At 67.3% G+C, this 24,442-nt stretch carries 19 protein-coding genes and 1 pseudogene; 9 read left to right on the top strand and 11 right to left on the bottom strand.

The window, feature by feature from the left end:
• Positions 1 to 15: 15 nt before the first annotated feature.
• From ACIBJB_RS21665 to ACIBJB_RS21690, 6 genes are all read right to left on the bottom strand, one after another.
• A complete protein-coding gene (locus ACIBJB_RS21665) occupies positions 16 to 1,923 on the bottom strand; it encodes a TniQ family protein (RefSeq protein WP_398932733.1) in 1,908 nt (635 codons plus the stop codon).
• 592 nt (positions 1,924 to 2,515) lie between these two features.
• Positions 2,516 to 3,220 carry a hypothetical protein gene (locus ACIBJB_RS21670; RefSeq protein WP_398932734.1) on the bottom strand — a complete coding sequence of 235 codons (705 nt, stop codon included), beginning with the start codon at positions 3,218 to 3,220 and terminating at the stop codon, positions 2,516 to 2,518.
• A 52-nt stretch (positions 3,221 to 3,272) separates the two neighbouring features.
• The gene (locus ACIBJB_RS21675; RefSeq protein ID WP_398932735.1) at positions 3,273 to 5,558 is read right to left on the bottom strand and encodes a hypothetical protein; all 2,286 of its coding nucleotides are present in this window, start codon (positions 5,556 to 5,558) and stop codon (positions 3,273 to 3,275) included.
• 36 nt (positions 5,559 to 5,594) lie between these two features.
• Positions 5,595 to 6,143, bottom strand: a complete 549-nt coding sequence (locus tag ACIBJB_RS21680) for a hypothetical protein (RefSeq protein ID WP_398932736.1) — start codon at positions 6,141 to 6,143, stop codon at positions 5,595 to 5,597.
• A 717-nt stretch (positions 6,144 to 6,860) separates the two neighbouring features.
• A complete protein-coding gene (locus tag ACIBJB_RS21685; RefSeq protein ID WP_398932738.1) occupies positions 6,861 to 8,768 on the bottom strand; it encodes a UvrD-helicase domain-containing protein in 1,908 nt (635 codons plus the stop codon).
• A gap of 3 nt (positions 8,769 to 8,771) precedes the next feature.
• The gene (locus ACIBJB_RS21690; protein ID WP_398932739.1) at positions 8,772 to 10,658 is read right to left on the bottom strand and encodes an ATP-dependent nuclease; all 1,887 of its coding nucleotides are present in this window, start codon (positions 10,656 to 10,658) and stop codon (positions 8,772 to 8,774) included.
• 662 nt (positions 10,659 to 11,320) lie between these two features.
• On the opposite strand from ACIBJB_RS21690, the gene ACIBJB_RS21695 reads away from it, so the two are divergent.
• The gene (locus tag ACIBJB_RS21695; protein WP_398932740.1) at positions 11,321 to 11,929 is read left to right on the top strand and encodes a hypothetical protein; all 609 of its coding nucleotides are present in this window, start codon (positions 11,321 to 11,323) and stop codon (positions 11,927 to 11,929) included.
• An 11-nt stretch (positions 11,930 to 11,940) separates the two neighbouring features.
• Complete coding sequence (locus ACIBJB_RS21700) at positions 11,941 to 13,275, top strand: Dyp-type peroxidase (RefSeq protein WP_398932741.1); 1,335 nt, start codon at positions 11,941 to 11,943, stop codon at positions 13,273 to 13,275.
• A gap of 589 nt (positions 13,276 to 13,864) precedes the next feature.
• On the opposite strand, the gene ACIBJB_RS21705 is transcribed toward ACIBJB_RS21700, so the two are convergent.
• Positions 13,865 to 14,134, bottom strand: coding sequence for a hypothetical protein (locus ACIBJB_RS21705; RefSeq protein WP_398933050.1), 270 nt, complete (start codon positions 14,132 to 14,134; stop codon positions 13,865 to 13,867).
• Between ACIBJB_RS21705 and ACIBJB_RS21710 the strand changes: the two genes are divergently transcribed.
• Positions 14,073 to 14,369 carry an AMP-binding protein gene (locus ACIBJB_RS21710; protein ID WP_398932742.1) on the top strand — a complete coding sequence of 99 codons (297 nt, stop codon included), beginning with the start codon at positions 14,073 to 14,075 and terminating at the stop codon, positions 14,367 to 14,369. The genes ACIBJB_RS21705 and ACIBJB_RS21710 overlap by 62 nt on opposite strands.
• On the opposite strand, the gene ACIBJB_RS21715 is transcribed toward ACIBJB_RS21710, so the two are convergent.
• On the bottom strand, positions 14,269 to 14,760 hold the full coding sequence (locus tag ACIBJB_RS21715) for a hypothetical protein (RefSeq protein ID WP_398933052.1): 492 nt from the start codon (positions 14,758 to 14,760) through the stop codon (positions 14,269 to 14,271). The genes ACIBJB_RS21710 and ACIBJB_RS21715 overlap by 101 nt on opposite strands.
• Complete coding sequence (locus ACIBJB_RS21720) at positions 14,757 to 16,778, bottom strand: acetoacetate--CoA ligase (RefSeq protein ID WP_398932743.1); 2,022 nt, start codon at positions 16,776 to 16,778, stop codon at positions 14,757 to 14,759. The genes ACIBJB_RS21715 and ACIBJB_RS21720 overlap by 4 nt, the downstream gene beginning before the upstream one ends.
• 1,161 nt (positions 16,779 to 17,939) lie before the next feature.
• Here ACIBJB_RS21720 and ACIBJB_RS21725 point away from each other — a divergent pair.
• On the top strand, positions 17,940 to 18,587 hold the full coding sequence (locus ACIBJB_RS21725; RefSeq protein ID WP_398932744.1) for a TetR family transcriptional regulator: 648 nt from the start codon (positions 17,940 to 17,942) through the stop codon (positions 18,585 to 18,587).
• A 419-nt stretch (positions 18,588 to 19,006) separates the two neighbouring features.
• Here ACIBJB_RS21725 and ACIBJB_RS21730 read toward each other — a convergent pair whose 3' ends face one another.
• A complete protein-coding gene (locus ACIBJB_RS21730; protein ID WP_398932745.1) occupies positions 19,007 to 20,614 on the bottom strand; it encodes an MFS transporter in 1,608 nt (535 codons plus the stop codon).
• A gap of 194 nt (positions 20,615 to 20,808) precedes the next feature.
• Here ACIBJB_RS21730 and ACIBJB_RS21735 point away from each other — a divergent pair, with 194 nt between their 5' ends.
• Together ACIBJB_RS21735 and ACIBJB_RS21740 are read left to right on the top strand one after the other, a co-directional pair.
• A complete protein-coding gene (locus ACIBJB_RS21735; protein WP_398932746.1) occupies positions 20,809 to 21,570 on the top strand; it encodes a TetR/AcrR family transcriptional regulator in 762 nt (253 codons plus the stop codon).
• A complete protein-coding gene (locus ACIBJB_RS21740; RefSeq protein WP_398932747.1) occupies positions 21,501 to 22,283 on the top strand; it encodes a DUF2993 domain-containing protein in 783 nt (260 codons plus the stop codon). The genes ACIBJB_RS21735 and ACIBJB_RS21740 overlap by 70 nt, the downstream gene beginning before the upstream one ends.
• 9 nt (positions 22,284 to 22,292) lie before the next feature.
• Here the strand turns inward: ACIBJB_RS21740 and ACIBJB_RS21745 are convergent, their stop codons facing one another.
• Positions 22,293 to 22,928, bottom strand: a complete 636-nt coding sequence (locus ACIBJB_RS21745) for a TetR/AcrR family transcriptional regulator (RefSeq protein ID WP_398932748.1) — start codon at positions 22,926 to 22,928, stop codon at positions 22,293 to 22,295.
• Between the two features lie 131 nt (positions 22,929 to 23,059).
• On the opposite strand from ACIBJB_RS21745, the pseudogene ACIBJB_RS21750 reads away from it, so the two are divergent.
• The 3 genes and pseudogenes from ACIBJB_RS21750 to ACIBJB_RS21760 form a co-directional block, all read left to right on the top strand.
• Positions 23,060 to 23,352: pseudogene (locus ACIBJB_RS21750) on the top strand (2,3-dihydroxybiphenyl 1,2-dioxygenase); the annotation flags it as partial.
• Positions 23,353 to 23,671: 319 nt separating this feature from the next.
• Positions 23,672 to 24,043 carry a hypothetical protein gene (locus ACIBJB_RS21755; protein ID WP_398932750.1) on the top strand — a complete coding sequence of 124 codons (372 nt, stop codon included), beginning with the start codon at positions 23,672 to 23,674 and terminating at the stop codon, positions 24,041 to 24,043.
• 226 nt (positions 24,044 to 24,269) lie between these two features.
• A complete protein-coding gene (locus ACIBJB_RS21760; protein ID WP_398932752.1) occupies positions 24,270 to 24,428 on the top strand; it encodes a hypothetical protein in 159 nt (52 codons plus the stop codon).
• The last annotated feature ends 14 nt before the right edge of the window (positions 24,429 to 24,442 follow it).

A 24,442-nucleotide genomic window follows, 5' to 3' on the forward strand; every position in this document is an offset into this window, starting at 1 on the left:
GCCCGGGAGGCTGCTCTAGGGCGGGCCTGTTGCAGGCAGTCCGGCGTCGATGCGTACGGTGAGGCTGCTGTAGCAGTCCCACAGTGTCTCGTTTAGAAGCCGTCGGACGCTGCCCTGTCCATCGCGGGGCTCGGGGCGGATGAGGCGTGCGGCTTCGCGCCTCGTCTCACTCATTTGCGGTGCGGGTAGGCGGTGGCGCTGGTGGTGGAGCATTGGCGCGAGCCAGTAGTAGCCCTGTGTGGCCCAAGCCCAGACGACGGCTGACGCGGCGAGATGCCTGCCTGGACTCCAGCAAGTGAGGGAACGGATCGTCGGCAACTGGCGTTGAGTCACTTTCTCGGTGATCGCCTCCCATTCGTCTGGCGGGATGACCCACGCGCGGAGCTGCTCGCGACGGAGTTGATAGTCGACGCCGTGAGGATCAGCGGTGATCTTGTCGGCCAGCGCGGTGAGGGCACGACTGTATTTCTGGGCGTTGTCGCCGTTGTGCTGCCATTTCCGGAGAAGGGTAGCGGTGCGGAGCTCCGTGCCGTCATGGAATCCGAGGTAGAGTGCTGCCGCTCTGCGAGTGGAGCCTCCCGCCATCTCGACGAGTCGTATCGCGGCGTCTCGCCGAAGGGCATTGGGTGGAAAGCTAAGCCTTCCCAGCAACGAGAACCACGTGTCCGGGAGCCGCTGCGGGATTCGGCGAGCTTCAAGTCGGTCGCGGTGCGTGGGGGTTTGAGGGAAAACCGCTCGAGTATCAGGACCGGGCCGTAGACCGTCGAGACGGTCTTTTATGGCAGTTCGGAAACCGTTGGAACAGTATGGTTCGAGTTCGAGGAGCTTGGCCCGCCCTGGCCACAGCTTGGTGCAGTGTGCCACGAGCGAACCGAGATGATCCGCTGCTTCTGGTGCCCCGAGAATGTTCGAAGCCAGGCCCATGAGAGCAGCGGCAGCGATCGGATCCGGCGACGGAGCTGCCTGCGCACGGGCCGGGAGAACGAATCGTCCACTCCCCTTTCCGACGCCCAAGGATCGCACCTGATCTTCAATATGGATAGCGTCGACTTCCCGCAGCAGCCTACTCGGTTTCAGTTCGGCGGCGACGGGCCAGGTTGCGCAGATCACCAGCATGGTTGTGCGGAGATCGTTGAAAAAGGCCGAAGTAGTGGTCGGCTCGCCTAGCGACATGGCGGGAGCCGTGGCTGATGCCGTTGCCAAACGCGACAAGCGGTCCTGAAGCTCGGTGACCTCGGTGGAGGGCACCGCAACGGGGCCGTGGCGGACATCGAGACGGTTGCCGCAGGTCGGCGCCGTTCGTGGCCCGACACGGCCGTTCTCGGTGGAACGGCTACGGCATTGCGCGGGGTGCAGAACCGCTAGCGGGTTGGGAATGAGATGAGCCGGCCGCCATCGCCCGGCCTCACTGATTCCGGCCGAGAAGGCGGGATTGCCGCACGCGGGACAGCACCATTCGAGGAAACAACGATGCAGCGGGCAGGTAAAAACGAAAGGAAGTCGCCATCGTCCCTGCCAAGCGCTGCCCAAAGTGCGGCTCTCCCTTTCAACAAGACATTCAGGGCAGTATCGACTGAAACGTGTGAACACCCAACCCTCGTGAACCACGGATGAGATGAATTGTTCTTTTCCGAGGTAATCGGTCTGAACGGGAGAGAATCCAGGGGCCTGATGGGCTAGGGTCAGATTGTGGATCTCCGAAACGGTGAGCCGAAGGCTGCTGGCGACGATCTCCGCAAGGCCGGGATCGACTTGGAGCAAGTGCCGGGAAGAGAAAGTGGATGTTGTCGACAGCTTGCCTCCCAGGCCGCAGCGAGCGGCAAGATGCAGTGGGTCGATGTCCAGTCGGTAAGACAGCCGCAGCAGGAAGCCGGGCAGACTCTCCCCTGGCAACGGGTCCAGGCTGCGGGGAAGCGGCCGCATGCTCTCGGGCTCCCCTCTGCGCGGAAGATGTTCGTGGCCGCCGCGGCCGGCGCATTCACGAACTCTTCGAATTAGTTTGGGTCATAGGAGGAGACCAGCCGCTTCGGCGGGCGGCATCCGTTACTACAGCAGCGTAGGGGGTAGCACTGTCAGCGGTGACGGTTCAGCGCGAGCCGACGCTGCATTGCGCGGAACTGGCACCCCTTCATCCCCTGCTGGGCCAGGCGACTTAACACAGAACTCCCCAGCAGATCCGGTTCAAACCTGTACGAAGTCGCCCATAACGGCCAGGCAGCGGTGTTGTCTCATTGCCGACGCCGCCCTCCAGACGGGAGCCGTCGAGTGTCCGCCCTCTTCACCGGAAACGGCTCTTCCCGACGCGCAGCCCGCCCCCGGGGCAGCGACACGTCTTCTGCGGCTGCCTGACCCCGAAGTGTCGCTGGGACCCGGGGATGGCCACTTGGCGCCGACGCCGACCGGGGGCTGCATGGACGAGCGTGTCGGTGGCGCGTCAGCGAAGCTCCGTGAGCCATGTGACCCTGGCTGTCGGCGCAGGCATACCAAATGCCGCGTTTCTCGCGCCGAGGCGCTGTTAGCGTGGCGGGCTGCTTGGCGAGTGTCCGTTGACGGACTGCATCTGCGTTGCGATGGAACGCAGACGGTGGGCAAGTTCTGGCTGGTCGTAGCGGGTGAAGATCTGGGCGAGGCTGTCGACGAGGTTTGTGCGGGCGGGCGTGTCGAGGTCCTGCACGAAGGTCTGGAGCAGGTTGGCGACTTGGACCCAAGCGGTGTGCGGGGCGTAGGTGGTGATTTCGCGCGTCAGCCGGCTCAGGGCTTCGATGGTGTTCGGGTCGGCGGCTTGTGGCTGGTGGATGAGCCAGTGGGCGAGAGCCAGTGTGGGTGTTGTGGACAAGGCGCGGTGCAGTTCCTCCGCCTGGTGCTGGCGTTGGCGGTTGGTTTGTTCGTTCAGTGCCTCGTCGTGTATCCGGCGTTGGATGCAGACGACCGTCTCGATGTCTGTGGTGTCCGCGGTCAGCTGCGCTCGGGCCCATAGGAGGCGGACGGGCGCATGGCCGAGGTCGTGTGAGGTGCCGAGTCGGCTGTTGATGTGGGCTTGAGCGGCCTGGTGTTCAGTAAGGGGATACAGGCGTGCCACGGCGCGGGCTGTTTCGAGAGCGTGGTGGGTGGCTGCCGCGCGGGGGTCGTGGTGTTGCCGGGCTGCGGGTGTTTCCTCCCAGCGTCCGGTCAGGTGTGCGTGGAAGTTGTAGCCGGGGGCGTTGCTGGGCAGCGCGTACATGGTGTCGTTGTCGGTGAGGTGGCCGGCCCGCGGGGCGGGCCAGCCAGCTCGGTCACGGTTGCGGCGCATAAGGGCCCGGGGGTGCGGCGGGGTCTTCGGCCCTCAGGCGGGCCAGGAGCTGGTCGCGCAGGTGGGCGGCGTCGCTGGGTACTGGCGAGGGCGGTGCGGGGGCCCAGCTGAAGAGGAGGTTCTGCATGGCGAGCAGTCGTGGCGCGCTGTAGTGGGGGTCGGTGGGGCGGTGTACGGCGTTCAGGAAGATCTGCTGAATGGTGGGGCTGAGGTCGGGTGTGTCGAGGGCGGTCTGCATCCAGTAGGCGAATGCCTGTGCTACGACCGGGGACCAGGTGGTCGTCGGCAGAGCGTTGCGCCACATGTCGGCCAGCCATGCGGTCGTGGTTCGCTGGTCTGTCAGGAGAGCGGGTCCATCAGGCGTACCGCGGGTGGCGAGGTGAGCGAACGTGCCTTGCGCTGCCGCCTGCTGGGCTTTGCGGTGGTCAGCAGCCCACTGGGTGAGCTGCTTGTGGATGGCTGATCGTTGGTCGGCCTGATCCCACAGGACGTTCAGGGCCTGGCTGATCGCAGCGGTGACTTTGTCGCTGTGGACAGCGTTCTGCTGTGCCGAGTTGGCCAGTTCAGCGATTCTGCTCAGCATGCTGGTCGGGTAGATAGCGGCGAGACGCTGGACGGCCCGGATGAGGACGACTGTGAAGTCGGTGCTGAGCGTGTCCGTCTCGTTGACCCATCGCCGGTAGGCGTTGCGGGCCAGTGCGCCGGCGTGGTCGTCGATTGCGGCGAGGACCAGCAGGTCGCATGCGGCGTCGGCGTGCGAGGAGGACCATTGCTCGGCCAGGGAGCGCAGGAGGCTCGTCCTACGGTGGCGTGCGGTGTAGTGCACGGTCCAGTGGCTGACACGCTGGGCCAGTGGTGCGGTCAGGTCTGCTTCGCCCAGTTTGGTGACTTGGGCAGCGGTCCAGCGGGTGAACTCTTCGAGGAGGTGGGGTCGGTCGTCGAGGAAGTAGTCGACGACCGCTTCGGCGTAGTTGTGGTACCGGAAGCGGATGGTGCCGTCGGGCTGCAGATCGGCGTTGGCTGTGTGTGTCAGCGCGACGACGCCCAGCCCCTGTTGGCCACTGCGGGGCTCGGACTTCTCGTTGAGCGCCGTGGCCAGGCTGCCGGATGCCTTGTATATCTTGTCCGAGCTCGCTCCCTCCAGTACAGCGGCCGCCAGGAGGTAGTTGCGGTAGGCGCTGTCGCTGTGGGTGTTGTGCCAGTTGAGAAGTTCGGTGCGCCAGTCTTCTGCCGCCTTGACTACTTCCCGGACCAGGGCTTTGAAGTAGTCGGTGTCGGGCGATCCGTCGGATGCGGGGCGGCCTTTGCGGCGTTCGATGTCCTCGGTGGTGATGATGGCGTTCGCCCAGGCGGCCACTTGCGCCGGCAGGAGGGAGTCGATGCCTCTACTGATGGGCTCGGATGAGAGCCAGTCGTTGATGTCAATGGCGAAGGGCGCCTGTTTGAGTTGCCTGCCCAGGATGTCCTTGCGTGGTGGTCCTTCCAGGGGCTTGGCGATTTCCGCTGCTCCTCGTCCGCATGTGGCCCAGGCTGTGGTGCTCATCAGGACGACGAGACAGGACCCCTCTGGCAGCTTGTCTGCGTCCTCGACCAGTTCGCGGCCGAAGCCGGCTGGGGGCTGTTCCGCGCGCAGGTCCAGGATCCATCCGGTATGGGGCTCTTGCAGTCCTGCCATGTGGAACGGCGCATCTGGTTCCCGGCGCACTTGGCGGATGGTGTCGCCAACGCGACGGCGCAGTACGTCCAGGGCGGTGCTGAAGCGGCCGGTACCGTCTTGTCCCGTCAGGACGACGACCGGCCTTTGGTCCAGGATCTTGTGAATGGCCTGGTCGTCGTCTTCGTGACGGACGTAGGTTTTCAACTGCGCGGCGACTTCCGCAGGGGGCAGTGGAATACCCCGTAGCCGGCGGAATCCTTGCTCGATGAGAGTGCCGATGACGGTGCCGCGGTTCGTACCGATGCGCTGGCTGACCTGTCCGGCCCAGCCGGGCTCAATGATCTCATCGTGGAGGTCGGCGTCCTGGGAACTGCCCTGGTCTTCAGGGGTTTCTTGTTCTGCGGGAGCGTCCGCTTCCTCCGGAGTGTGTGATGTTGAGGCGTCGTCGGGGAAGTCGGGGGCGGGCGGGGCTTTCTGCCAGCTCGGTTCGGGCGGGTTGGACGACGCCGTCGTTGTGTCAGGAGCGGGACCCCTGAGGGGATGTGACGCAGGGGATGGGACAGTGGTCGGGAGTGCGTCCGGTGTTTGCGGCGTTCGGGCGCTGGAGGTCACAGGCGGTCCTTCTTGAGGCTGTCGGGGCAGTGAGGTTCAGCGCTGGGACCGCTTGGGCGGGTTGCCGATGTTCCGGGCGCGCATGCCGGTGACTGTGGCGCCTTCGGCGACAGTGGTGATGTCCTGGTCTGTCTCCGCGTTTCCGCTGATGGTGTCGTCGGCATGCATGCCGGTGACCTGGCCGCGCACAGTGTGGATCTTCTGTCGCGAGAAGGGACCGGAAGGCTGCCGGTCCTCCTCCCCCTGGAACGTCAGCCGCTGCCCATAGAGGTCCTCTAACCTGCCGCGCAGCCGCCCCAGCATTCGTAGGAGCTCGGGATTGTCCGCGTCGACGGGCGCGGCACCGCGGTGGTACGCGCCAAGAGCATCGCGCAGCAGCTCCAACTCTCCCTGATGCGCCGCGAGTTGCTCCTCACCGACGGTCAGCGGCAGCGCCAACTCCCCCCGCAGCGGCACAGGTAACGCCAAGTCGGTTTCAGGAGCGCCTCGCCGGTCCAGCAGGTTCTCAAGGCGCTGGTAGAGAAACGTGAAGGTGGCCGGCAGCCCGGCACCGAGCAGTGCGGACAGAGCACCGAAGTCAGACATGAACTCCCCCTGGCTCGCGTCGATTCATCCAGAAATTCTCACTCGTACACCGACCGTGAAATCGCCCCATTGAAAACATGACTGAAAGGCATACATTCCCTTCCGTCACACATGTTTCTCCTGTATCAGGAGTCACTATGCACGCACGGCTATGGCTTCACTTCTCGTATTCGCGGCCTGGTTCTGCGCCCGGTCGTCCGTGTATAGGCCCTGCGTCACGTCCGGCTTCTGGACCCTGTGGCGGGAGGTGTCCGTGGAGGCGGTAGACCAGCTCATCAGGGTGCCTGGCCAGGCGTTCTCGGCGCCATGCAGCATCGAAGGAAAGCTGGCCGCGGCTCCTGGATGCCGCCCAGGCAGCACGGCTGCTGGTGACAGGAGACAGCAGTAATCGCGTGAGAGTCAGACGCATACCGTTCAGCGTGGCCGCTCAGATTCCGGTCGGCCGACGCTTTTCGCGCACTCTTGGGACACAGGACGTTCCGGCATCACGAACCAGACATGGCGATATTGGCGAGCAATGTCCTTTCCTCCTGCACCCTGCACCCTCCCGTTCGTTCACGGCAGACATGCAGCGCCCCAAAAATCGCATCCGAAGCGAATACCTGAGCGGGCTTTCCGAGGGGCACAAGGGCATATTCCGGCCCGTGCCAGCCCGCGAGGGCGGTGGCGCCGCGCCCTGGCCACCCGCCCGGCCCCGGCGGTGCAGCAAGTAGTCGCTCAGTGGGCGTGGATGTCGTGGACAGACCAGCCGCGGGCCGTGATCGCCTCGACGTACGGCTCGGCTCGTGTGCGGTGCGCGGCGAAGGCGAGCAGGTGGGTGGGGCGGGTGGCGCCCACGAAGACGAGTTGTGCCGCGCGCTGGACGGTGACCAGGGCCTTGGAGGCGTCCTGCTGTCGGCTCAGGAGTCCGAGGACCTCGTGCACGTCGTGCTTCTTGCCGCTGCGTTCCAAGCATTCGAGGATGAGTGTGGCCGCGTGGGTTTCGCCCTTGGCGCTCTGGATCGATCCTGCAACCGATGCCACTACACCCTGGTCCGCATCAGCCGACGCATCGAGCACGGGCGTTGGCTGGGCGATGTACGGGATGTGGGCAAGGGGATCTGCGAGACGGGCGACACCTTTCAAGGGGCTCTGAGTCAGGTCCGGCAGCAGCCGCAGAAGCCGGGCGGTGAGAACTGCCCATTCAACGTGGCTGTTGAGAGGGCTCGTCAGCAGATCGTGCAGAAGCAGGCGTGCCCTGCCTCCGGCGGTGGCAGGGTCTCGGTCCAGTCGCCTCAGCGGGGGCAGACCGCCGACACTGGCGAGTCGGGCTACGTCACGGACTGCGTTCCACAGGAGTGTGATCGCTGCGTGGTTGTCGCCGGATTGCCGCTGAGCCTGGGCGACGCGTGCCGTCGTGATGAGACTGCCGGTTGTCTGGAGCGGCGTGCTCGAGAAGCCAGGTACGTAGCAGGAGAGGGATTGCGGAAAGGCCTTGGCGCTTCCCCGCGTGAGGCGGGCGCCCAGGACGCGGGGCGGGTTGTCCAACAGCAGCTGGCGGGGGACCGTGGCCGCTGCCATCCGTTCGAAGGCCGGTACCACTTCCGCGACGGTGTCGTCGTCGAAGAGCAGGAGGGCGACGGTCCCGTCGTGGCCGGCGCCGTCGATGCGTTGGCGGCGGTGGACCGTGAGGTCACTGGCGAGTGCCGCGATCTTGCTGCCGAACCTGCGGCTGACGGGGAGTTGGGCGGCGTGCGGCAGGGGGAACGACGAGGGCTGTGCGGCATCCGGTGCGTCGGCGAAGATGCGCTGGTTGATGTCACCCACGCGCTGGACGACCGTGCCCGGCGGGCCGAAGACCTTGTCGAGCAGGCGTTGCTGGAGGTCGCTGGTGTCCTGCATTTCGTCCAGGAGGACGAAGGGGAAGCGGTGGGCGGCGGCCAGTGCGAGCTGGGGGTGATGAAAGAGGTGGTGCTCGGCGAGGGCGAACATGTCGTGGTAGCGGAAGATGCCTCGCTCGGTGAGCGTTTCCTTGAACGCGGCGAATTGTTGGCCACTGTCGCTGGATGCTTTGAAGGGAGGGGTGCCGTCAGGTCCTGTCGCGATCAGGTCTCCGGCGTCGCAGACGTAGCGGGCCTCGGCGACGAGTGCGGGGCCGTTCGTGCGGTGCCCGAGTGCGGTGTTGAGTTTCCGGAACCGGGGGTGGTGTTCGAGCAGCCGGAGGGCTTCGTCCGCGTAGGCCTGGTCGTCTACGGTCTGGACTTCAATGCCCCGGGACCGTAGGGCGGGCAGGGCGAGGAAGGTGTTGGTGAAGGACTGGATCGTGCCGATGAAGTGCGGGTACTGCAGCAAGCGGCGTCCCGCCGGTGTGACGGTGAGGCGGTGGGTGATCTCGTCCTTGGCCGTGTTGGTGTGGGACAGGACGCAGATGCCGCGGGTGGGCGAGGCCCATGCCTGGCCCAGGAGGGCGAGCTTGAGGCCGATCAGGCTGGTCTTTCCCGAGCCGGGAGCTGCCTGGAGGTCCAGGGATTCCAGGCTCTGGATGAAGTACCACTGTTCCTGGCGGGGCAGGTCGAGGCCGAGTTGCCGGGCGAGGGCTTCGACCCTGTCCTTGATGAAGGCGTCGGGGGCGTACAGGGAGGTCATCGCTCAGGCCTCGCTGCACAGGTACGTGAAGGCGGCCACGAGGTAGGGCGGCAGGTCTTCATCGGTCACGGGCGTGCTCTGCAGCAGCCGGGCCGCGTGATGGGCGGCGATCGGCTTACTGCCCCGGCCCATGCGCAGCGGCTCATAAATGTCCAAGGCCGCCTTTTCCAGGGGAACGTTGCTCTCTCGCCACTTCTCGACCTCCTCCTGCGCCAGTCGGTCCAGGTCGGCGAGTCTGTCCGCGGTGGGCCAGGTGGTCTTGGAGGCGACAGCGGCACGAACGGCCTGGTGCATCAGGGTCGCCATGGTCCAGGAGCCGGCGGCCAGGTCGTACTCCAATGTCCAGTGGTCGGAGACGAAGGTGCGTACGTGGCCGCTGTCCTCCTCTTTCAACCCTGCGACGTGCTTTTCGATCTCTTGCTTGGTCATCTCCACCGAGCACTTCAGCTTCTTGCGCATCTCCGCGGAGGTGCTGGCGGGAACCAGGTCCCGGTCCCGTATGCAGGCCACCGCGACCGGTATCTGCTCGCCCTCGCGCTGGAAGATCCGGCTGTAGCGGAAGAGGCCGACGCCGCCGACATTGACGACGCTGACGCCGCATTCGCTGAACGACCGCCCGACCGCCTGTGCGAGGGCAGGCAGGACGATGGCTTCGGCGTCGCCCTCGACGATGGCGACGCTGCGGGCGAAGAAGAGGTTGGCCTTGGTCACGTCGAGGAAGCGGGTGAGGAAGGCGTAGTCGCCCTCATCGAGCTGGGTCAGGCCCGGGGCCAGGCGGAAGGTGGATCCCCGGGCGACGAGGGTGAGGTGTTCGACCGGGATGGCCGAGGCCAGGTTCGGGCTGTGGGTAGTGAGGATGACCTGGACCGGCGGCGTCTCCACTGTGTTCGCGGTCTCGGCGCGATCCCGCAGGAGGTCCATGATGCGGGTCTGCAGTTGCGGGTGGAGGTGGGCTTCGGGCTCCTCGATCAGCAGCAGGGGCGCGATGACGCTGTTGCCGAGCAGGAGCAGTTCGGCCGCCATGAACAGGGCGTTGTTGTAACCCAGACCGTGTCTGGTCCACTCCCCCGTACCCGCGAACAGCGTGAGCTCCAACCGCTCCAGCGCGCGGGCGAGCGTCGCATCACCCGCAACGCCGATCTCACCGCGCAGGACGTCGGAGCCGATGGAGAACTTCTGCAGGTAACCGGTGTTGATGTCGTCCCGGGCCGTCTTGATGGCCTCGTTGTCGCTGATGTGCCGTTCCGCGCGGCGCAGGATGCCGACCAAGGTGGAGGCGCTGCCGCTCTCCTCGTCGAAGTCGTCCTCACCTTGTGCACGCATGGCCGGGTAGCCGGCCAGGATTTGCGACAGCCGTGATCCGCGGCCGGAGCGCAACTCCGCCTCCGCGTCCCGCAGGGGCCGCAGGTAGGTGGCCTTCAGCAGTTCACGTGCGGCACCGTCCAGGGCTGGCCCCTGCCCATCGCGGCCGGTGCGGGTGGTCATCGCGACGCGGTGGGGACGCAGCGGGTCCATCAACTCCGCTTTGACGGTGACGTAGAGGGCGACGTTGCCCTCCTCGTCCGTGGTGAGCAACTCAAGGAAGACGGCCTGTTCTTCCGTTGTGAGGTCCTTGAACCCGCAGGTGATCTTGAAGGTGCCCGCGCGGCCGCCGGGCCCGACGTTGAAGTCGTCGCGTGTGATGCGGTAGAAGTCAGCCGCGGTCGTCAGCAGGCACAGGCGGATCGCGTCGATGATGGCCGTCTTGCCGCTGTCGTTCTCGCCGACGAGGACGTTCGTGGCGGGACCGAAGTCCAGGCTCAGGCTGGCGTCCTTGTCGCCTTCCTTCTGCGGCGCCGCGCCGAAGATCCGGAAGTTCTCCGCATACAGACAGGCAAGGTACACCGACATCCCCCGAGCGATGAGGCCCGCGCCCTCGACGACACAGGCGGTTGTAACCGCTCAAGTGCCCCACCCGCATGCGGTTCTGACGCATCATACGATTCACCGCGACACTGGTGCCTCGTTTGACGAATACCTCCCCATGGCTGGAAATGGACACGTCAGGTCGCCCAACTTCAGACAGCAGTGCGCGACCGTCATTGCGGCACAGCGGCGGGGGGGGGAGATGGACCCTCACGACTGGTAGGTGCCACAGCAGGGCGCCTCCTACGCACAGGGCGCGTCGACACCGTGCGGAGTGAGCACCTCTACGGTGCGTGCGCACCTCCTTCGCGGGGCCCGATCAGCAAGGCCCGTCCGGAGAAGTGTTCCGCCATCGGGAACCGCTTGGGGTGAGAGGCGGCACGAACCTTTTGTGGGACGTGGATGACTCACAGGTTGGGCCGTGCGGTCGATCGCGAGTGAGCGCGTTGACAAACGGCATCATTAAACTGATGATGCAATCAGTTATGCGGAGATGCTCTGAAACTGAGCGTCATCGCGCCTCATGCAGGCATCAAACGCCCGTTTTGGGCGTTATGAAATAATTACGATCGCGTCGGCCCGGCTCGTTCGAGCCGCTGCAAGGCGCTGGCCGACAAGGCGGGCGCCAGACCCCAAGGAGAGGTGCCATGAGCGAGAATGATGTGCACGCGAGATTCCAGAAGCTGCCTGAGGCCGTCCGTGAGAAGGTCGACTCCGCGCTGGGGGACGCCAAGATCGCGCTCAAGCTCCGTGTCGCCGAGATTCTGGCCGACAAGGAGGAGGCGGCCGAACATGCCGTGACGACCGCCGGGCGCGTCGGCGCCAAGAGCGGCGAGGTGTCCGAGCTGACGACGATCCTGCCGCTGAAGCCCGGCGGCGCTGAGCGGCTGCGCCACTTCTTCAAGCTGGTGAGCGGAAATCTGGTCGGCGCCGGCCAGGTCGGCACGCTGCACAACATGCGGTTCGTGTTCCTCGACAACGACACGAAGCTGCTGTTCGCGACCGCCTTCGACGGCGAGTGGGACCCCTACATCGACGACTTCGCCACCAAGATCCCCGAGTTCATGGACTACCTGTTCAGCAACGTCGAGGGCTGGCCGGGCATCACCTCGCCCGACGTGAAGGACTTCATCGTCAAGTACCAGATCCCGGCCGAGGCTTGGTTCGTCGCCCACCCCGGCCTCACCGTGGCCGAGGCCCACCGGCTCAAGCGGCAGGACGCCGCACTGCAGGACTTCCTCACCGAGCTCAACTGAGGCCCCGCACCATGCCCTCCCCCTTCCGGCGCCTGCGCCGACACCCCAGCCTTGATCTCGACGACATCCAGGCGACGCTGCTGCGGGCGCGGCCCGAGCCCTACTTCGGCACCCACGCGATCCTGGAGATCACCGAGCCGGCCGCGGGCAGGGAACTCCTGCGCCGACTGGCCCCGCGGGTGACCTCGGCGGCCCGCTGGGACGAACCCCGGCCGTCCTGGCTCGCCCTCGCCCTCAGCTACCAGGGACTCGTCGCGCTGGGCGTGCCGCAGGCGTCACTGGCCTCCTTCCCGGCCAACTTCCGTGCCGGGATGGCCGCCCGCGCCGAGCGGCTGCGAGACACCGGCCCGAACGCGCCGGAGCGCTGGGAGTTCCCCTTCGGGAGCCCGCGGGTGCACGTCGCGGTCAGTGTCTTTGCCGCGAGCGAGGACGACTGGCGCCACGAAGTCGCCTCGTACGAGAAGGAGTTGGGTGACGTGCCTGGGGTGCGGCTGCTGTCGCACCAGGACTTCGCGGCCGACGGGTTCAACGTGTTCGGCTACCGGGACGGGTTCAGCCAGCCGGTGGTCGAGGGCAGCGGCGCCGAGCCGCTGCCGGGCGACGGCAGGCCGATCAAGGCCGGTGAGTTCGTCCTGGGCCACCCGAGCGAGACCGGTCTTCCGCTGCCCGTACCGGCGCCGGACGTCCTCGGCCGCAACGGCACGTACGTGGTCTTCCGCAAATACCACTCCCACGTCGCGGCCTTCAACACCTTCCTGCACGACAACGCCCGCACCGAGGACGAACGCGAGCTGTTGGCCGCCAAGTTGGTGGGCCGCTGGCGCAGCGGCGCCCCGCTGGCCCTGGCCCCCGAACGCGACGACCCCGCCGTCGGCGAGGACCCGAAGCGGATCAACGACTTCGACTACGCTGCCGACCCGCGCGGGCTGCGCACCCCGCTGGGCTCCCACATCCGCCGGATGAACCCGCGCGACACGAAGCTGACGGTCCTCTCCGACGTCAACATCCGCCGGATCATCCGGCGCGGCACCTCCTACGGACGCCCGCTGCCCACCGACCGGCTCAAGGACGACGGCCAGGCGCGCGGCCTGGACTTCATCGCCCTGGGCGCCCGCGCGATCGACAACGTCGAGTTCCTGCAGAGTGAGTGGGTCGGCTCCGGCAACTTCGTGGGCCTCGGCAAGGAGAAGGACCCGATGATCTCGTTGCAGGACGAGGGCGCCTACTTCACCGTGCCCGGGACCCCGCCCCGCCGGGTGAAGGGCATCCAGTCCTTCAACACCCTGCTGGGCGGCGAGTACTTCTTCATGCCGAGCCTGTCCGCCATCCGCTGGCTGAGCACCTGACATCAGGATCCTGTGCTGCGGCACCCGTGACCCGCCCTCCGCTACGCGAGGCCGTGAGCTGGAGCGGCTGAGCACTCTGCCGGACTTGCTTTCCTCAAGCATTCCCGCCCTGCCGGACAAACCCGCGATCTTCCCCTCCGACTCGGGGCAAACCGGTACGGCGCCTCGTAAAGGACGCGGGACGGTGTCGACATGGCGCTCATCCCCCTCTCTGTTTCGCTTGAGCGGTGGGAACCCCGTCGTGGGCACACCCCTTACATCACCGCTCCAGCGGAGCGCTTCCTACGAATGAGGCACGGCTGATCCTGCGGATCTGTGCGGCGGCGAGGTCGCCATCCACTCCCATGGCGATCAGCGCAGCCGTCGCGGTCCGTGTGCCGTCGTCGCTCCAGGTCCCGGCGTTCACTCCAATCGCGCCAGCACCAGCCCTTCGAGGGCCCGGCTGAGCGGCTCGGGCGGGATGCTGGTGTGGGCACCCCCTGCCGCTGCCCTCGCTCGGTGATCGCCAAGGCCATGTCCCGAGCGGGCCGAGGACCTCGTTCACGCGTTCCGCCCCCAGATCCTGGGGCGCCAGTCGCAGCAGCGTGCGCTAGCGGTCGTCGACAGGCCACATGGCCAGGGTGAAGCGTGCCATCGCGGGGGTGGCGTCGGGTGGGGCGTCAGGACCGGGGACCGTTACGGCCGTCAGGTTGTGGCGCCGCGCCTCGGCGGCGTCCGCGACGAGCCCGTCGACCAGGACGGACCGGCCGACGAAGTGGTCGTAAACGGTACGGCGCACCACGCCGGCGGCCTCGACGATGTCGCTGAAGCTGCAGTCGGTGCTGCACCGTGTCGAGGCTGTCTTCGGATGCCCGGTCACCGAGGGCTATGGGCTGTCCGAGACCTCGCCGTTCGTCACCTTCGGCTCGGTCGACGGGACACGTAAGCCCGGCTCGATCGGCACTCCGATCGACGGTGTCGAGGCGCGGCTCATCGACGAACGAGGCAAGGAGGTCACGCAGGGCCAGGTGGGGGAACTCGTCGTGCGCGAGCCGAATGTGACGCCCGGTTCTCCTCGCTTATCTGCGTGCCGACCGGCATCTCCGTGCCGATGACGAGGCCGATTTCAACCTCGCAGTCCAACAGCCATACATGGCCGAGCCGGATCACGTCGTCGATGCGACCGCTGATCGAGCCCGACGCTTTGCGGAAGAACGCCAGCGTCGCGGTTTCTGGATTTCCGCCGGTGTCCCTGACATGCGAGAGGGAGTTCGTCATTTGCGCGACGACGGGGCCAGGTCCCGTGATGGGCGAGACCAGCGCCAGGTCGGTGACGCCGACGCTTCCTGTGCTCGTCGCAGCCTCGACGATTGTTTCCGGTCGGCGAGCGGCTGCGCTGTGGTGGCGGCGCTGGTGACAACCTGGGCGGCGCCCGTGGGCATGAGGACCCACCTGGCGGGGTTTCGACGCGCCGATGACGCGATATGCCCCGACGGAGAGGCTCACGGCGTTTCCTTGGTGTCCTGAGCGGCCCGCCGCTCAGTGCCCAGCCGGGCGAAGTAGTCGATGAGGTCGGGGGCATCCACAGCGGCGGGGTTGACCACCTGCTCGACGGAAGCGCCCTGGAGAAGACGCTTGACCGGGACTTCGAGTTTCTTGCCTGTGCGCGTGTGCGGGATTCCCGGAACGGCGAGGATTTCGTCGGGGACGTGCCGGGGTGAGGCGCCAGCCCGGATCGCTTCGCGAATCCCGTCGCGCAGGGCGTCGTCCAGAGTCACTCCGGCCGCGAGGACCACGAACAACGGCATCCAGTAGCCGCCGTCGGGTTCCTCGGCGCCGATGACGAGTGCTTCGGTGATCTCCGGGAGGTGTTCGACGGCGTCGTGGATGTCGGCGCTGCCCAGGCGTACGCCGTTGCGGTTGAGGGTGGAGTCCGAGCGGCCGTGGACGATCACCGAGCCGTGGGAGGTGACGGTGATCCAGTCGCCGTGCCGCCACACGCCGGGATACGAGGAGAAGTAGGCCTCGTGGTAGCGGGTGCCGTCGGGGTCGTTCCAGAAGTACAGCGGCATCGACGGCATGGGGCGGGTGACGACCAGCTCGCCGACTTCGTCGACCACCGGGTGACCCTCCGCGTCGTACGCGGCCAGCGCCACGCCGAGGTTGGGGGCGGACAACTCCCCTGCCCAGACGGGTGTGGTGGGTGCGCTTCCGGCGAAGCCCGAAACGACGTCGGTGCCACCGCTGGTCGAGGCGATCTGGATGTGGCCGACATGGTCACGTACCCAGGGGTACGCCGCGGCGGGCAGGGTGGAGCCGGTGCAGCCGATCGCGCGGATCGACGACAGGTCGTGCACGGACGGGTCGATAGCGAACTTGGCCATGCCCAGCAGGTACTGGGGACTGGTCCCGAACAGGGTGACTCGATGCCGTGCGGCCAGCTCCCACAGGATGTCAGGGTGAGCCAAAGGGGCGGGGCTGCCGTCGTACGTACAGGTCGTGGCACCGGTCAGCAGCGCGGAGGCGACCAGATTCCACATCATCCAGTGGGTGGTGGTGTACCACAGGAGGCGATCGCCGGGACCCAGGTCGGACTGGAGGCCCAGGGTCTTCAGGTGTTCCAGCAGGACGCCACCGTGACCGTGGACGATGCCCTTGGGCAGGCCGGTGGTACCGGAGGAGAACACCACCCACAGCGGGTGATCGAACGGGACGGGCGCGCAGGTGAGTTCCTCGGTACGCGTGGATGCGTCCTCCCAAGAAACCACCAGGGACGGGTAGGCACGTTCGGGCCAGGGCAGGCCCACATGACCGACGACCACCATGGCCTTCAAGGTCGGCAGGGCACCCGCCAGTTCGAGGGTGGCGTCGCGGCGGTCGTGCACCGTGCTGTTGAAGCGATAGCCGTCGGAAGCGATCAGAACGGTGGGTTGGAGCTGCGCGAACCGGTCCGCGGCCGCCTTGGACGCGTAGTCCTGCCCGCACACCGACCACACCGCGCCGAGGCTCGCGGCGGCCAGGAAGGCCACGATCGCATGTGGCGTGTTGGGCAGGTAGCCGACGACCCGGTCCCCCGATCCCACGCCGAGGTCGCGCAAGGTCGCGGCGACCGAGGCGACCTCGGCGCGCAAACGGCCGCCGCTCACTTCGTAGCCGGCGCCCGTCTCGTCCAGCGCGAGGATCGCCGGAGCGTCGTCCGGCAACCGGCGCAGGGCGTGGTGGGCGTAGTTCAGAGTGGCGCCGGTGAACCAGCGGGCGCCCGGCATCGTCTCCTCGGCGAGCACCTGCTCATACGGCGTGGCCGCCTCGACCTCGAAGTACTCCCACACCGCGCTCCAGAAGCCCTCCAGGTCGGTCACGGACCAGCGGTGCAGGGCGCGGTAGTCGGTGTGGTCGAAAGCGACGTGGACACCCCGGTGCCAGTTGACCCAGCGGCCGAACTCCGCGATGCGGCTGGTCGTGGTGGCCTCCGGGTCGAACAGCCAGAAGGGGTCCGGGGACGGCGTGATGAGGGACAGGGTCATCGCGTGGTACTCCTCAGCGGAGGGCGGGGGCTTGCGGTGGGGATCAGACGGTGGGACGAGCACAGCAGCGGCTCCCTGCCGCCGACCGGGACCTCCAGACGACGCGGTCGGGGCACAGCAGCACGGTCAGCCCTCGTGGATGATCCGCGCGCCGAGACCCGCGGCGACGGCGCGCACTGAGGGCTCGGGCGGGACTTTGGTCAGCGCGGTGAAGAGGGAGGGAGTACGTCGTGGTGGCGGACGAGGGTCCAGTCGACGCTCACCCGCGGCTGTGGGCACAAGGCGCCGCCCGGCGTGCTCGCTCGGCGTCCTGTGCCTCGTCGGCGGAGAGGCGGAACTCCGGTGTCACCAGTGAAGGCTCACTCGCCACAAAACCATCCACCAGCCGTCGGGCGTGCGCCGGACGTTCGGGCTCATGAGTTCGTCACTTTCACCAGGCCCAGCAGCCGCGCCGGGGCGAGTTCGTTGTCACCGCACATCTCAGGCAGCTCCTCGCGGAGCCTGGCGGTAGACGGGTTGGTGCCCAGGGGGCCACGAGTAACGGGCGGGCTCCATCGGGCCGGCCCGTCTGCCGGCACGGGAGCCCCAGCCGGTCTGGACCTCGCAGGAGACCAGGTCGACGTCGGTGAAGTGCTCGAGCATGAATCGGTCGTGGATCGCGCCGATGGTCGAAACGCCGACTGCCAGGGGTGTGCCAGCCGATGCCCCGGCCCCGCGGTGACCGGGGCATCGGGTCCGGGACATGGTCCTCAAAGAAGATTTCCATAATGATGAAATGATCAACATTGCCCAGCTCGTCGTCAATACCAAAGTCCACGCAAACTGATAAATCTGTCATAGATGTAGTAACGATCGCGATCGTTGTTGGGCTCGGCAGATACCGACCTCAGCCCCGCCCAGCAACCGGTTCGAACGACGCCGCGCCGAAACACGCAAGGCTCTAATGGGGTCCATCATTCGGTCGCGCCGCGCCGCCTACCCGCCTCCAGCGACTTCCGCCACCGCTTCAACGGCATCGAGCCACAGGAGCCCTCCGACATCAAGGAGCTTCCCGCCTGATCAGGAGGGAAGCTCTCGGCACGCGAACCCCGGCTCATGCTGCGGTTCGCGTGCCAGAATGGGGCTGTCCGTTTCCCGTCCGGCCCCTTCGAGGTTTCCTCCGTGTCCCAGCCCGTCGGCCGCGTTCCGCAGCGACGCAACGCACGGTCCAACCGGGCGCGCATCCTGGCCACCGCGCGCCAGGAGCTCGGACGCAACCCCGACATCACCCTTGATGAGCTGGCTCGCGCCTCAGGTGTCGTCCGGCGCACTCTCTTCGGGCACTTCCCCGGACGGGCGGCGCTCCTGGAGGCCCTGGCCGAGGAGGCAGCCGAGGCTCTCCAAGCCGCTGTGGCGGTCGAAACGAAGGCGACGGAGTCACCCGAGCTGGCGCTTGCGTACTTCTCGTTGTCGATGTGGCCGGTGGGTGACCGATACCGGATGCTCCTGGCGCTCGCCCAGCGGGACCTGGGCCGAGAACGTGTCGCTGAGATCCTCGAGCCCGCCCGTGCCAAGGTCACAGCCATCCTGGAGCGGGGACAGCGGGCTGGTGTCTTCCACTCCCATCTACCGCCCGCGGCGCTCAGCGCCGGCCTGGAAGGGATGACGGTCGCCCTGCTGGAAGAGATCAACACCGGGGTACTCGAGGACGACGGCACTCAGGTGGCGATCGCCACGCTCATCGCGGCCGGGGTACCGGAGAAGCGGGCGTGTGCCGTGGCAGAGGACGCGGCGGCCGCGGTCGCCTCGGAAGTGGGCACCGGGGGCTGAGCCACGGCCCGGCTGTCGGACTGCGGTCCGTCGAGTCCGCGGAGGCCCCCTGGGCTCCGAAGCCGTCTCCGGACAGGACCCGGGCGTCGGCAAGAAAGCCGACAAGAGCAGCGAGGCCGCTCGCAGGAAGATGAGGAAGCCGGGCAGAGCGCGGTTCCGGACCTCGTCGGCAGAGCGTGGTTGAGGCACGGTGACCGCGGGCCGAGCACGGCAGGAAGCTGGGCGCTACGAGCGAGGCGCTGGGATGCGCACAGCAAGAAGTCGGCTGCGAGCAGTGAACGGGGACGGTGCCGGATGTCCCCGCTCCGGCACCGTCCGGGGCCGTGCGCCGCTCAGGCACGGCCCGTCCCTGGTGGAGGAGGCCGGACGGGTGTCCGGCCTCCGGTCTGCGGTCCGAGGCCGCGTTCATGCCGTGAGGCTCAGGCGGCGTCCACGGTCTCCTCCGGCGCCTTCGCCGTGTGTTCCTGACGGTGCTTGCCGGTGTGCTTGCGGCCGGGCAGGACGGCGATGACGATCAGCGCCCCGGCGGCCATGATGATGCCGCCGATCAGACTGGTGTGGGCGATGGCGTGGGCGAAGGACTCGTGCACCGCCCCGAGGAGAGTTTGGGCCTGCTGGGTGCCACCCTGAGGATTTTTGGCGACCTGTTCGGCGACCGCGATGCCGCCGCCCACCGAATCCTTGGCGGTGTCCATCGCGGCGGCCGGGAGGTGGCCACCGACCAGGTCGGTCAGCTTGTCCTTGTACGAGGTGGCCAGAAGCGAGCCGAGGACGGCGATGCCCAGGGAGCAGCCGAGTTCCAGGGCGGTGTCGTTGGCGCCGCCGCCGACGCCCAGCTCGGACTCAGGGAAGGAACCCATGATGGTGTCGGTGGCCGGTGACAGGCTCAACCCAATGGCGAAGCCGAGGAGCAGCAGTGGTGCCAGGAAGTCGGTGTAGGTGGAGCCCGACTCGATCCGGGTGAGCAGGAGGACACCCGCGGTGCCGATGATCATGCCGGTGCCGACCATCAGCTTCACGCCCAGCTTGGGGGCCAGCTTGCCGGTGACCGCGGCGCCGACGAACACGGCTCCGGCCAGCGGCAGCAGCCGGATGCCGGTCTCCAGCGCGTTGTAGCCGAGGACGAACTGCAGGAACTGGGTGGAGTAGTAGATCGAGCCGAAGGTGCCGAAGAAGAAGAACAGCACCGCGAGCATCGACCCGTTGAAAGGACGCTCCTTGAACTTGCGCACGTCCAGCATGGGGTTGGGGTGGCGCAGCTCCCAGGCGACGAAGGCCAGCAGACCGACGCCGGCAACCACGGCCGCGGTGATCGGGCCGGCACCCCAGCCGAAGTGCGGACCCTCGATGGTCGCGTAGACCAGGCAGCCGACCGCGACGATCGACAGCAGACCACCGACGTAGTCGATGCGGCCCATGCTCTCCGCCCTGGACGGCGGCACCAGCAGCAGCGCGCCGACGACGCCGACGAGCGCGAGGGGGACGTTCATCAGGAAGGTGGAGCCCCAGGCGTGGTCCTCCAGCAGCCATCCCGCGGCGAGCGGGCCTGCGGCGATGGCAAGGCCGGAGGTGGCGCTCCAGGCCGTGATGGCCTTGGCTCGCTCCGCCCTCGGGAAGATCGCCACGAGCAGGGAAAGGGTGGCCGGCATGACCACGGCAGCACCGACACCCATGATCGCGCGGGCAGTGATGACCAGGGCGGTCTCGTCGACCAGGCCGCCCATCACCGAACCGCCGGCGAAGATCAGCAGGCCCAGGACCAGCGCGCCGCGGCGGCTGTACCTGTCACCGACCGCTCCGAGCAGCAGCATCAGCGCGGCGTAGGGGACGGTGTAGCCGTCGATGACCCACTGCAGGTCGCTGCTGGACAGGCCCAGGTCCTTCGTCAGGTCCGGGGCGGCCACAACCAGTGAGGTGTTCGCCATCACCACGATCAGCAGGCTCAGGCAGAGCACCAGCAGGGCCCACCACCGCCGTGGATAGGGCTCGGTCATCTTCTCGGCGGGTGTCTTCACAAAAAGCGGCATCGGTGGCTCCTCGGCAGGAGGTGAAGCGGTGAGGCTTCCGGGTGAATGCATCGGAGTGGGCGGTGCACGGCGCGGCCGTCGGCCTGCGAAGCGCCGCCAGGGCACGTTAATTGCCCACTGATGTGCAGACTAGTTAGTTGCTCGCCAATGTGCAACTATCGGGGTGTGCTCCCTCGTCGACTGGAGGTCCCGTCATGTCCCGCGCACCCGCCGCAGACACCCCAGGGCACAGTCGGACCCGCATCACGCGGGCCCGCATCCTCGATGCGGCCAGGCAGCAACTGGGCCGTGACCCCGACAGCAGCCTCGGTGACATCGCCGAGGCTGCGGGCGTGGTGCGCCGCACGGTGTACGGCCACTTCAACGGCCGTGCCGCGCTCGTCGAGGGACTGGTGCAGGACGCCTCGCAGACTCTGCGACAGGCACTGAAGGCACAGCAGGTGCCCGCGGCGGACGCCGACACGGCCCTTGCGCGCTTCGTCCTCGCCGTGTGGCCCGTCGGCGACCGCTATCGCATGCTGCTGCGCCTCGCCCCCCAGGACCTCGGGGCCGAGCGGGTCGACACGGTCCTGGCCCCCGCGCGTGAGACGGCGGCGGCGATCATCGCACAAGGGCAGCGACAGGGGGTCTTCCACACCAGCGTTCCGCCCGGACCTCTGAGCCGAGCACTGGAGGGGCACCTGCTGGGACTCCTGGAGTGCGTGAACGCCGGGACCTGGGTCGACGACGGCACGCACACCGCGACCGCCGCCCTTATCGCGATGGGCGTGGAAAGCGACCGCGCCGCCGACCGCGTTCGCGAGCTCCTCGGGGCCGAGGGCGCCGGCGCGCAGGTCCCGGACGCGCCCTTCTTGAACTTCTCGACACCCCTCCAGAGAGGACTCCCATGGACCGGCCCCGGCCCGACGGCGCATTCGTCGGCAATCCCTACCACCGAGACACCCCCGTGCACATAGGCCTCCCGGCCGCGAGGAGGCGGCGCCGACTGGTCGCCGCGTCCCTGGCGGCAGCACTGATCGGCAGCGTCGCGGTCGACCGCATCGTGGCGGCTCACGCGGAGAGCCGTATAGCCGCGGCGTTTCAGGACGGCATGGCAACCGCGGACCGCCCTACCGTGCACGTCAGTGGTTTCCCCGTACTGACCCAGCTAGCCGGGAGCAGCCTCGACCACGTCGACCTGACCGCCCATGACATACCGGCGAACGGAACGACACGTCCTCTGCCGGTGACGAAACTGACCGTCGGCCTCGACGGACTCAGGACCTCGGGGAGCGCCGATGAGGCCCACGCCCGCAGTGTCGAGGCCACGGCGTTCCTGTCGTACGACGACGTGTCGAACGCGCTCGGCGTTCGGACATCGCAGGGAAACGAGGCGGGGCGGATCAACGCGACGGCCACCATGCCGCTCGCCGGCGACGTGACCGTGAGCGCGGCTGTCTCGGCGGCGAGGGGCAACCGCATCGCCTTCACGGATGTCCGCCCCGTTCGGGGCGAGCTGCCTGCTTCGCTGACGGCCCTGCTGAACAAGGCCCTGGAAGAGCCGGTTCCGCTGGAGAACGTCCCCGCGGGGCTGCGTCTGCGGTCCGTCACTCCCACGCGCGACGGGATCGAGGCCGACTTCACCGGCCGGTCGGTCACCTTCCGGCCGGGCTCCGCGGCCACCGCGTAGCAGGGTGGGTCAGGCGGGGTCGGGCAGGGGGCGGCGGGCGACCTCGTGGGCGTCGTCCGGTGGCACGCCCAGCATGCGCAGGACCATCTCTGCCAGGTCGACCGCGGCTTCGTCGCCGTCCAGTTCGGGGCGGGCGAACCTGAGCTCCACCAGGGACAGCAGGGTTCCACCCAGTGCGGACAGGGCGACCGTCGGGTTCACGGGGGTGAAGCGGCCGGAGGCCATGCCCACCTCCACGTCACGCAGTGCCCGCCGGGCCAGGCCGTTGTCCGAGTGGATGTGGCCCAGGCCCCGGCGGCGCAGAACCTGCATCAGTTCCGGGTGGGAGTCGGCCATGCGGGCGCTGAGCCGGAAGCCCGTCGCGACGAGTTCCGCCGGGTCATCGATCCCGGCCAGGCGCTTGTCGAAGCTCTGGCCGAACTCCTCCAGGGCGTCGACCACCGCGGCCTCGAACAGCTCAGTCTTGGACTGGAAGTGGTTGTAGAAGGAGCCGAAGCCGACGTCGGCGCGCTCGGCGATCGCCTGGATGCTGGCGCCGGTGTCACCGGTCTCGGCGAGTATCTGCCGGGCGGCGCGAATGAGCGCGCCACGGGTCTCGGCGCGGCGCCGCTCGAACCGGTTGCTGGGCGGGGCTGTCGTAGGCATGCGCTGATTCTAACCGCCGGGACGATGGCGATAGCATCTCTGATGCATCCATCATTTCTTCTCGCGAACACCTTGCCGACAGAACTGTCATAGTCGATGTTTCCTCAGGCGATGTTGCTCGGACACCCTGCCTGAAACACCCCCACGGGACCGATGTCAAGACGGCCCACCAGGACCTCCACAACGAAGCGCCCTGCGCGGCGAGCACCCCGGGCGGTCGCGGAACCCCTTGATCAAGGTGCCGGGCCTGGTCTGGCTGGAGTTCGAGAAGCCTGATGTGGACCGAGCCGAGGTCTTCGCCCGGGACTTCGGGTTCCAGGTCGCCGCGCGCGCCGAGAGCGAACTGTGACGGCGCGGCACCTTCGCCGGCTCGCCGTACATGGTGATCCGCCGTGGCCGTACATCCCGGCTCATCGGCCCGGCAACCACACACAAGTTCGGCGCTCGGACGGGCTTGAGCAAGCGGTCGCTCGCTCAACGACGAGACCCTGCAGCCACCCGGAACCAGCACATGATCTTCACCATCCGCCGCCCGACCGTCCGTTGACAAATGATGAGATCATCAGCAACGATTCAATCGTCAACATGGCGCTGGGGTGGCAGCGGTTCGAGCCCTGTACACGCTGTTGCGCGGGCCCGCCTGGCCCGCGTTCTCTGCCCAGTCCTCAGCCCTCCACTCGCAGCTGAGATTTCATGCGCTAAGTGTCGTTGATAACAACCTAAGAAAAGGTGGTGACAGTCCAATGGTTAGCATTTGGCGTAAGACCGCAATGGTCGCCCTGGCTTCAGCCAGCCTCGTCGGTCTGGCGATGTCCGGAACCGCCCAGGCCGCAAGGGGCTATCCGTCGGTGCACATGCAGGTCTGCAATGCGACGGACAAGGGACGGTGGTACTTCATCGATGGTTTGAACCAGAATAACTATCAGGTGACGTACACCGGGCCCTATATCGAACCGGGAAAGTGCGACACCGGCTGGTGGTGGTGGAAGATTGGCGAGAAGGTAACGGTTCGTACGGAACCGCCGTGGTGGCAGACTCCCAAAACCTCCGGCGACTACTACATTCCAGCGAATGCGATGAACGAGAGCACACAAACCTTTACGGTTAGGGCGTAGCCCGTATCCGGTCGGTGCCTGCCAGCATGCAATGCCGGCAGGCACCGCTGTCGGTGGCTCGAAGTGGCCAACTTGCGCGCCCAGGCAGACGTTCGTGAATCCTTGATGGGACGCTGCTGCCGATCGACCGCGTCGCCGCCGACCCCCCGTACCACTCCACGGCCGACCGTCTTCTACGGCTCGCAGCGTTCTCGAGGAGTTCATCGGCACTCCCGCGGAGAAGGACTTGCTGGTCAGCGGGAAGGACAAGGGCCAGTGCGCCCTCCCCCGCAAGCCGATCCGCCGCCGCTTCCAAGGACTGCCGGCCTTCGTCGTCAACCGAGGCGAGTACTGCTTCCTGCTCGGCCTGCGCGCTCTGCGCTGGATCGCCGACCTCGAAACCTGACACCCCTGACACCT

The sequence above is a fragment of the Streptomyces sp. NPDC050759 genome (assembly GCF_044456945.1).
Classification (GTDB): domain Bacteria; phylum Actinomycetota; class Actinomycetes; order Streptomycetales; family Streptomycetaceae; genus Streptomyces.

What these genes read in the sequence shown, in the direction of transcription:
- ACIBJB_RS21665 (WP_398932733.1), bottom strand. Translation starts at nt 1,923, where the DNA reads ATGCGGCCGCTTCCCCGCAGCCTGGACCCGTTGCCAGGGGAGAGTCTG.
- ACIBJB_RS21670 (WP_398932734.1), bottom strand. Translation starts at nt 3,220, where the DNA reads ATGTACGCGCTGCCCAGCAACGCCCCCGGCTACAACTTCCACGCACAC.
- ACIBJB_RS21680 (WP_398932736.1), bottom strand. Translation starts at nt 6,143, where the DNA reads ATGTCTGACTTCGGTGCTCTGTCCGCACTGCTCGGTGCCGGGCTGCCG.
- ACIBJB_RS21685 (WP_398932738.1), bottom strand. Translation starts at nt 8,768, where the DNA reads ATGACCTCCCTGTACGCCCCCGACGCCTTCATCAAGGACAGGGTCGAA.
- ACIBJB_RS21690 (WP_398932739.1), bottom strand. Translation starts at nt 10,658, where the DNA reads ATGTCGGTGTACCTTGCCTGTCTGTATGCGGAGAACTTCCGGATCTTC.
- ACIBJB_RS21695 (WP_398932740.1), top strand. Translation starts at nt 11,321, where the DNA reads ATGAGCGAGAATGATGTGCACGCGAGATTCCAGAAGCTGCCTGAGGCC.
- ACIBJB_RS21700 (WP_398932741.1), top strand. Translation starts at nt 11,941, where the DNA reads ATGCCCTCCCCCTTCCGGCGCCTGCGCCGACACCCCAGCCTTGATCTC.
- ACIBJB_RS21710 (WP_398932742.1), top strand. Translation starts at nt 14,073, where the DNA reads ATGTCGCTGAAGCTGCAGTCGGTGCTGCACCGTGTCGAGGCTGTCTTC.
- ACIBJB_RS21720 (WP_398932743.1), bottom strand. Translation starts at nt 16,778, where the DNA reads ATGACCCTGTCCCTCATCACGCCGTCCCCGGACCCCTTCTGGCTGTTC.
- ACIBJB_RS21730 (WP_398932745.1), bottom strand. Translation starts at nt 20,614, where the DNA reads ATGCCGCTTTTTGTGAAGACACCCGCCGAGAAGATGACCGAGCCCTAT.
- ACIBJB_RS21735 (WP_398932746.1), top strand. Translation starts at nt 20,809, where the DNA reads ATGTCCCGCGCACCCGCCGCAGACACCCCAGGGCACAGTCGGACCCGC.
- ACIBJB_RS21740 (WP_398932747.1), top strand. Translation starts at nt 21,501, where the DNA reads ATGGACCGGCCCCGGCCCGACGGCGCATTCGTCGGCAATCCCTACCAC.
- ACIBJB_RS21745 (WP_398932748.1), bottom strand. Translation starts at nt 22,928, where the DNA reads ATGCCTACGACAGCCCCGCCCAGCAACCGGTTCGAGCGGCGCCGCGCC.
- ACIBJB_RS21755 (WP_398932750.1), top strand. Translation starts at nt 23,672, where the DNA reads ATGGTTAGCATTTGGCGTAAGACCGCAATGGTCGCCCTGGCTTCAGCC.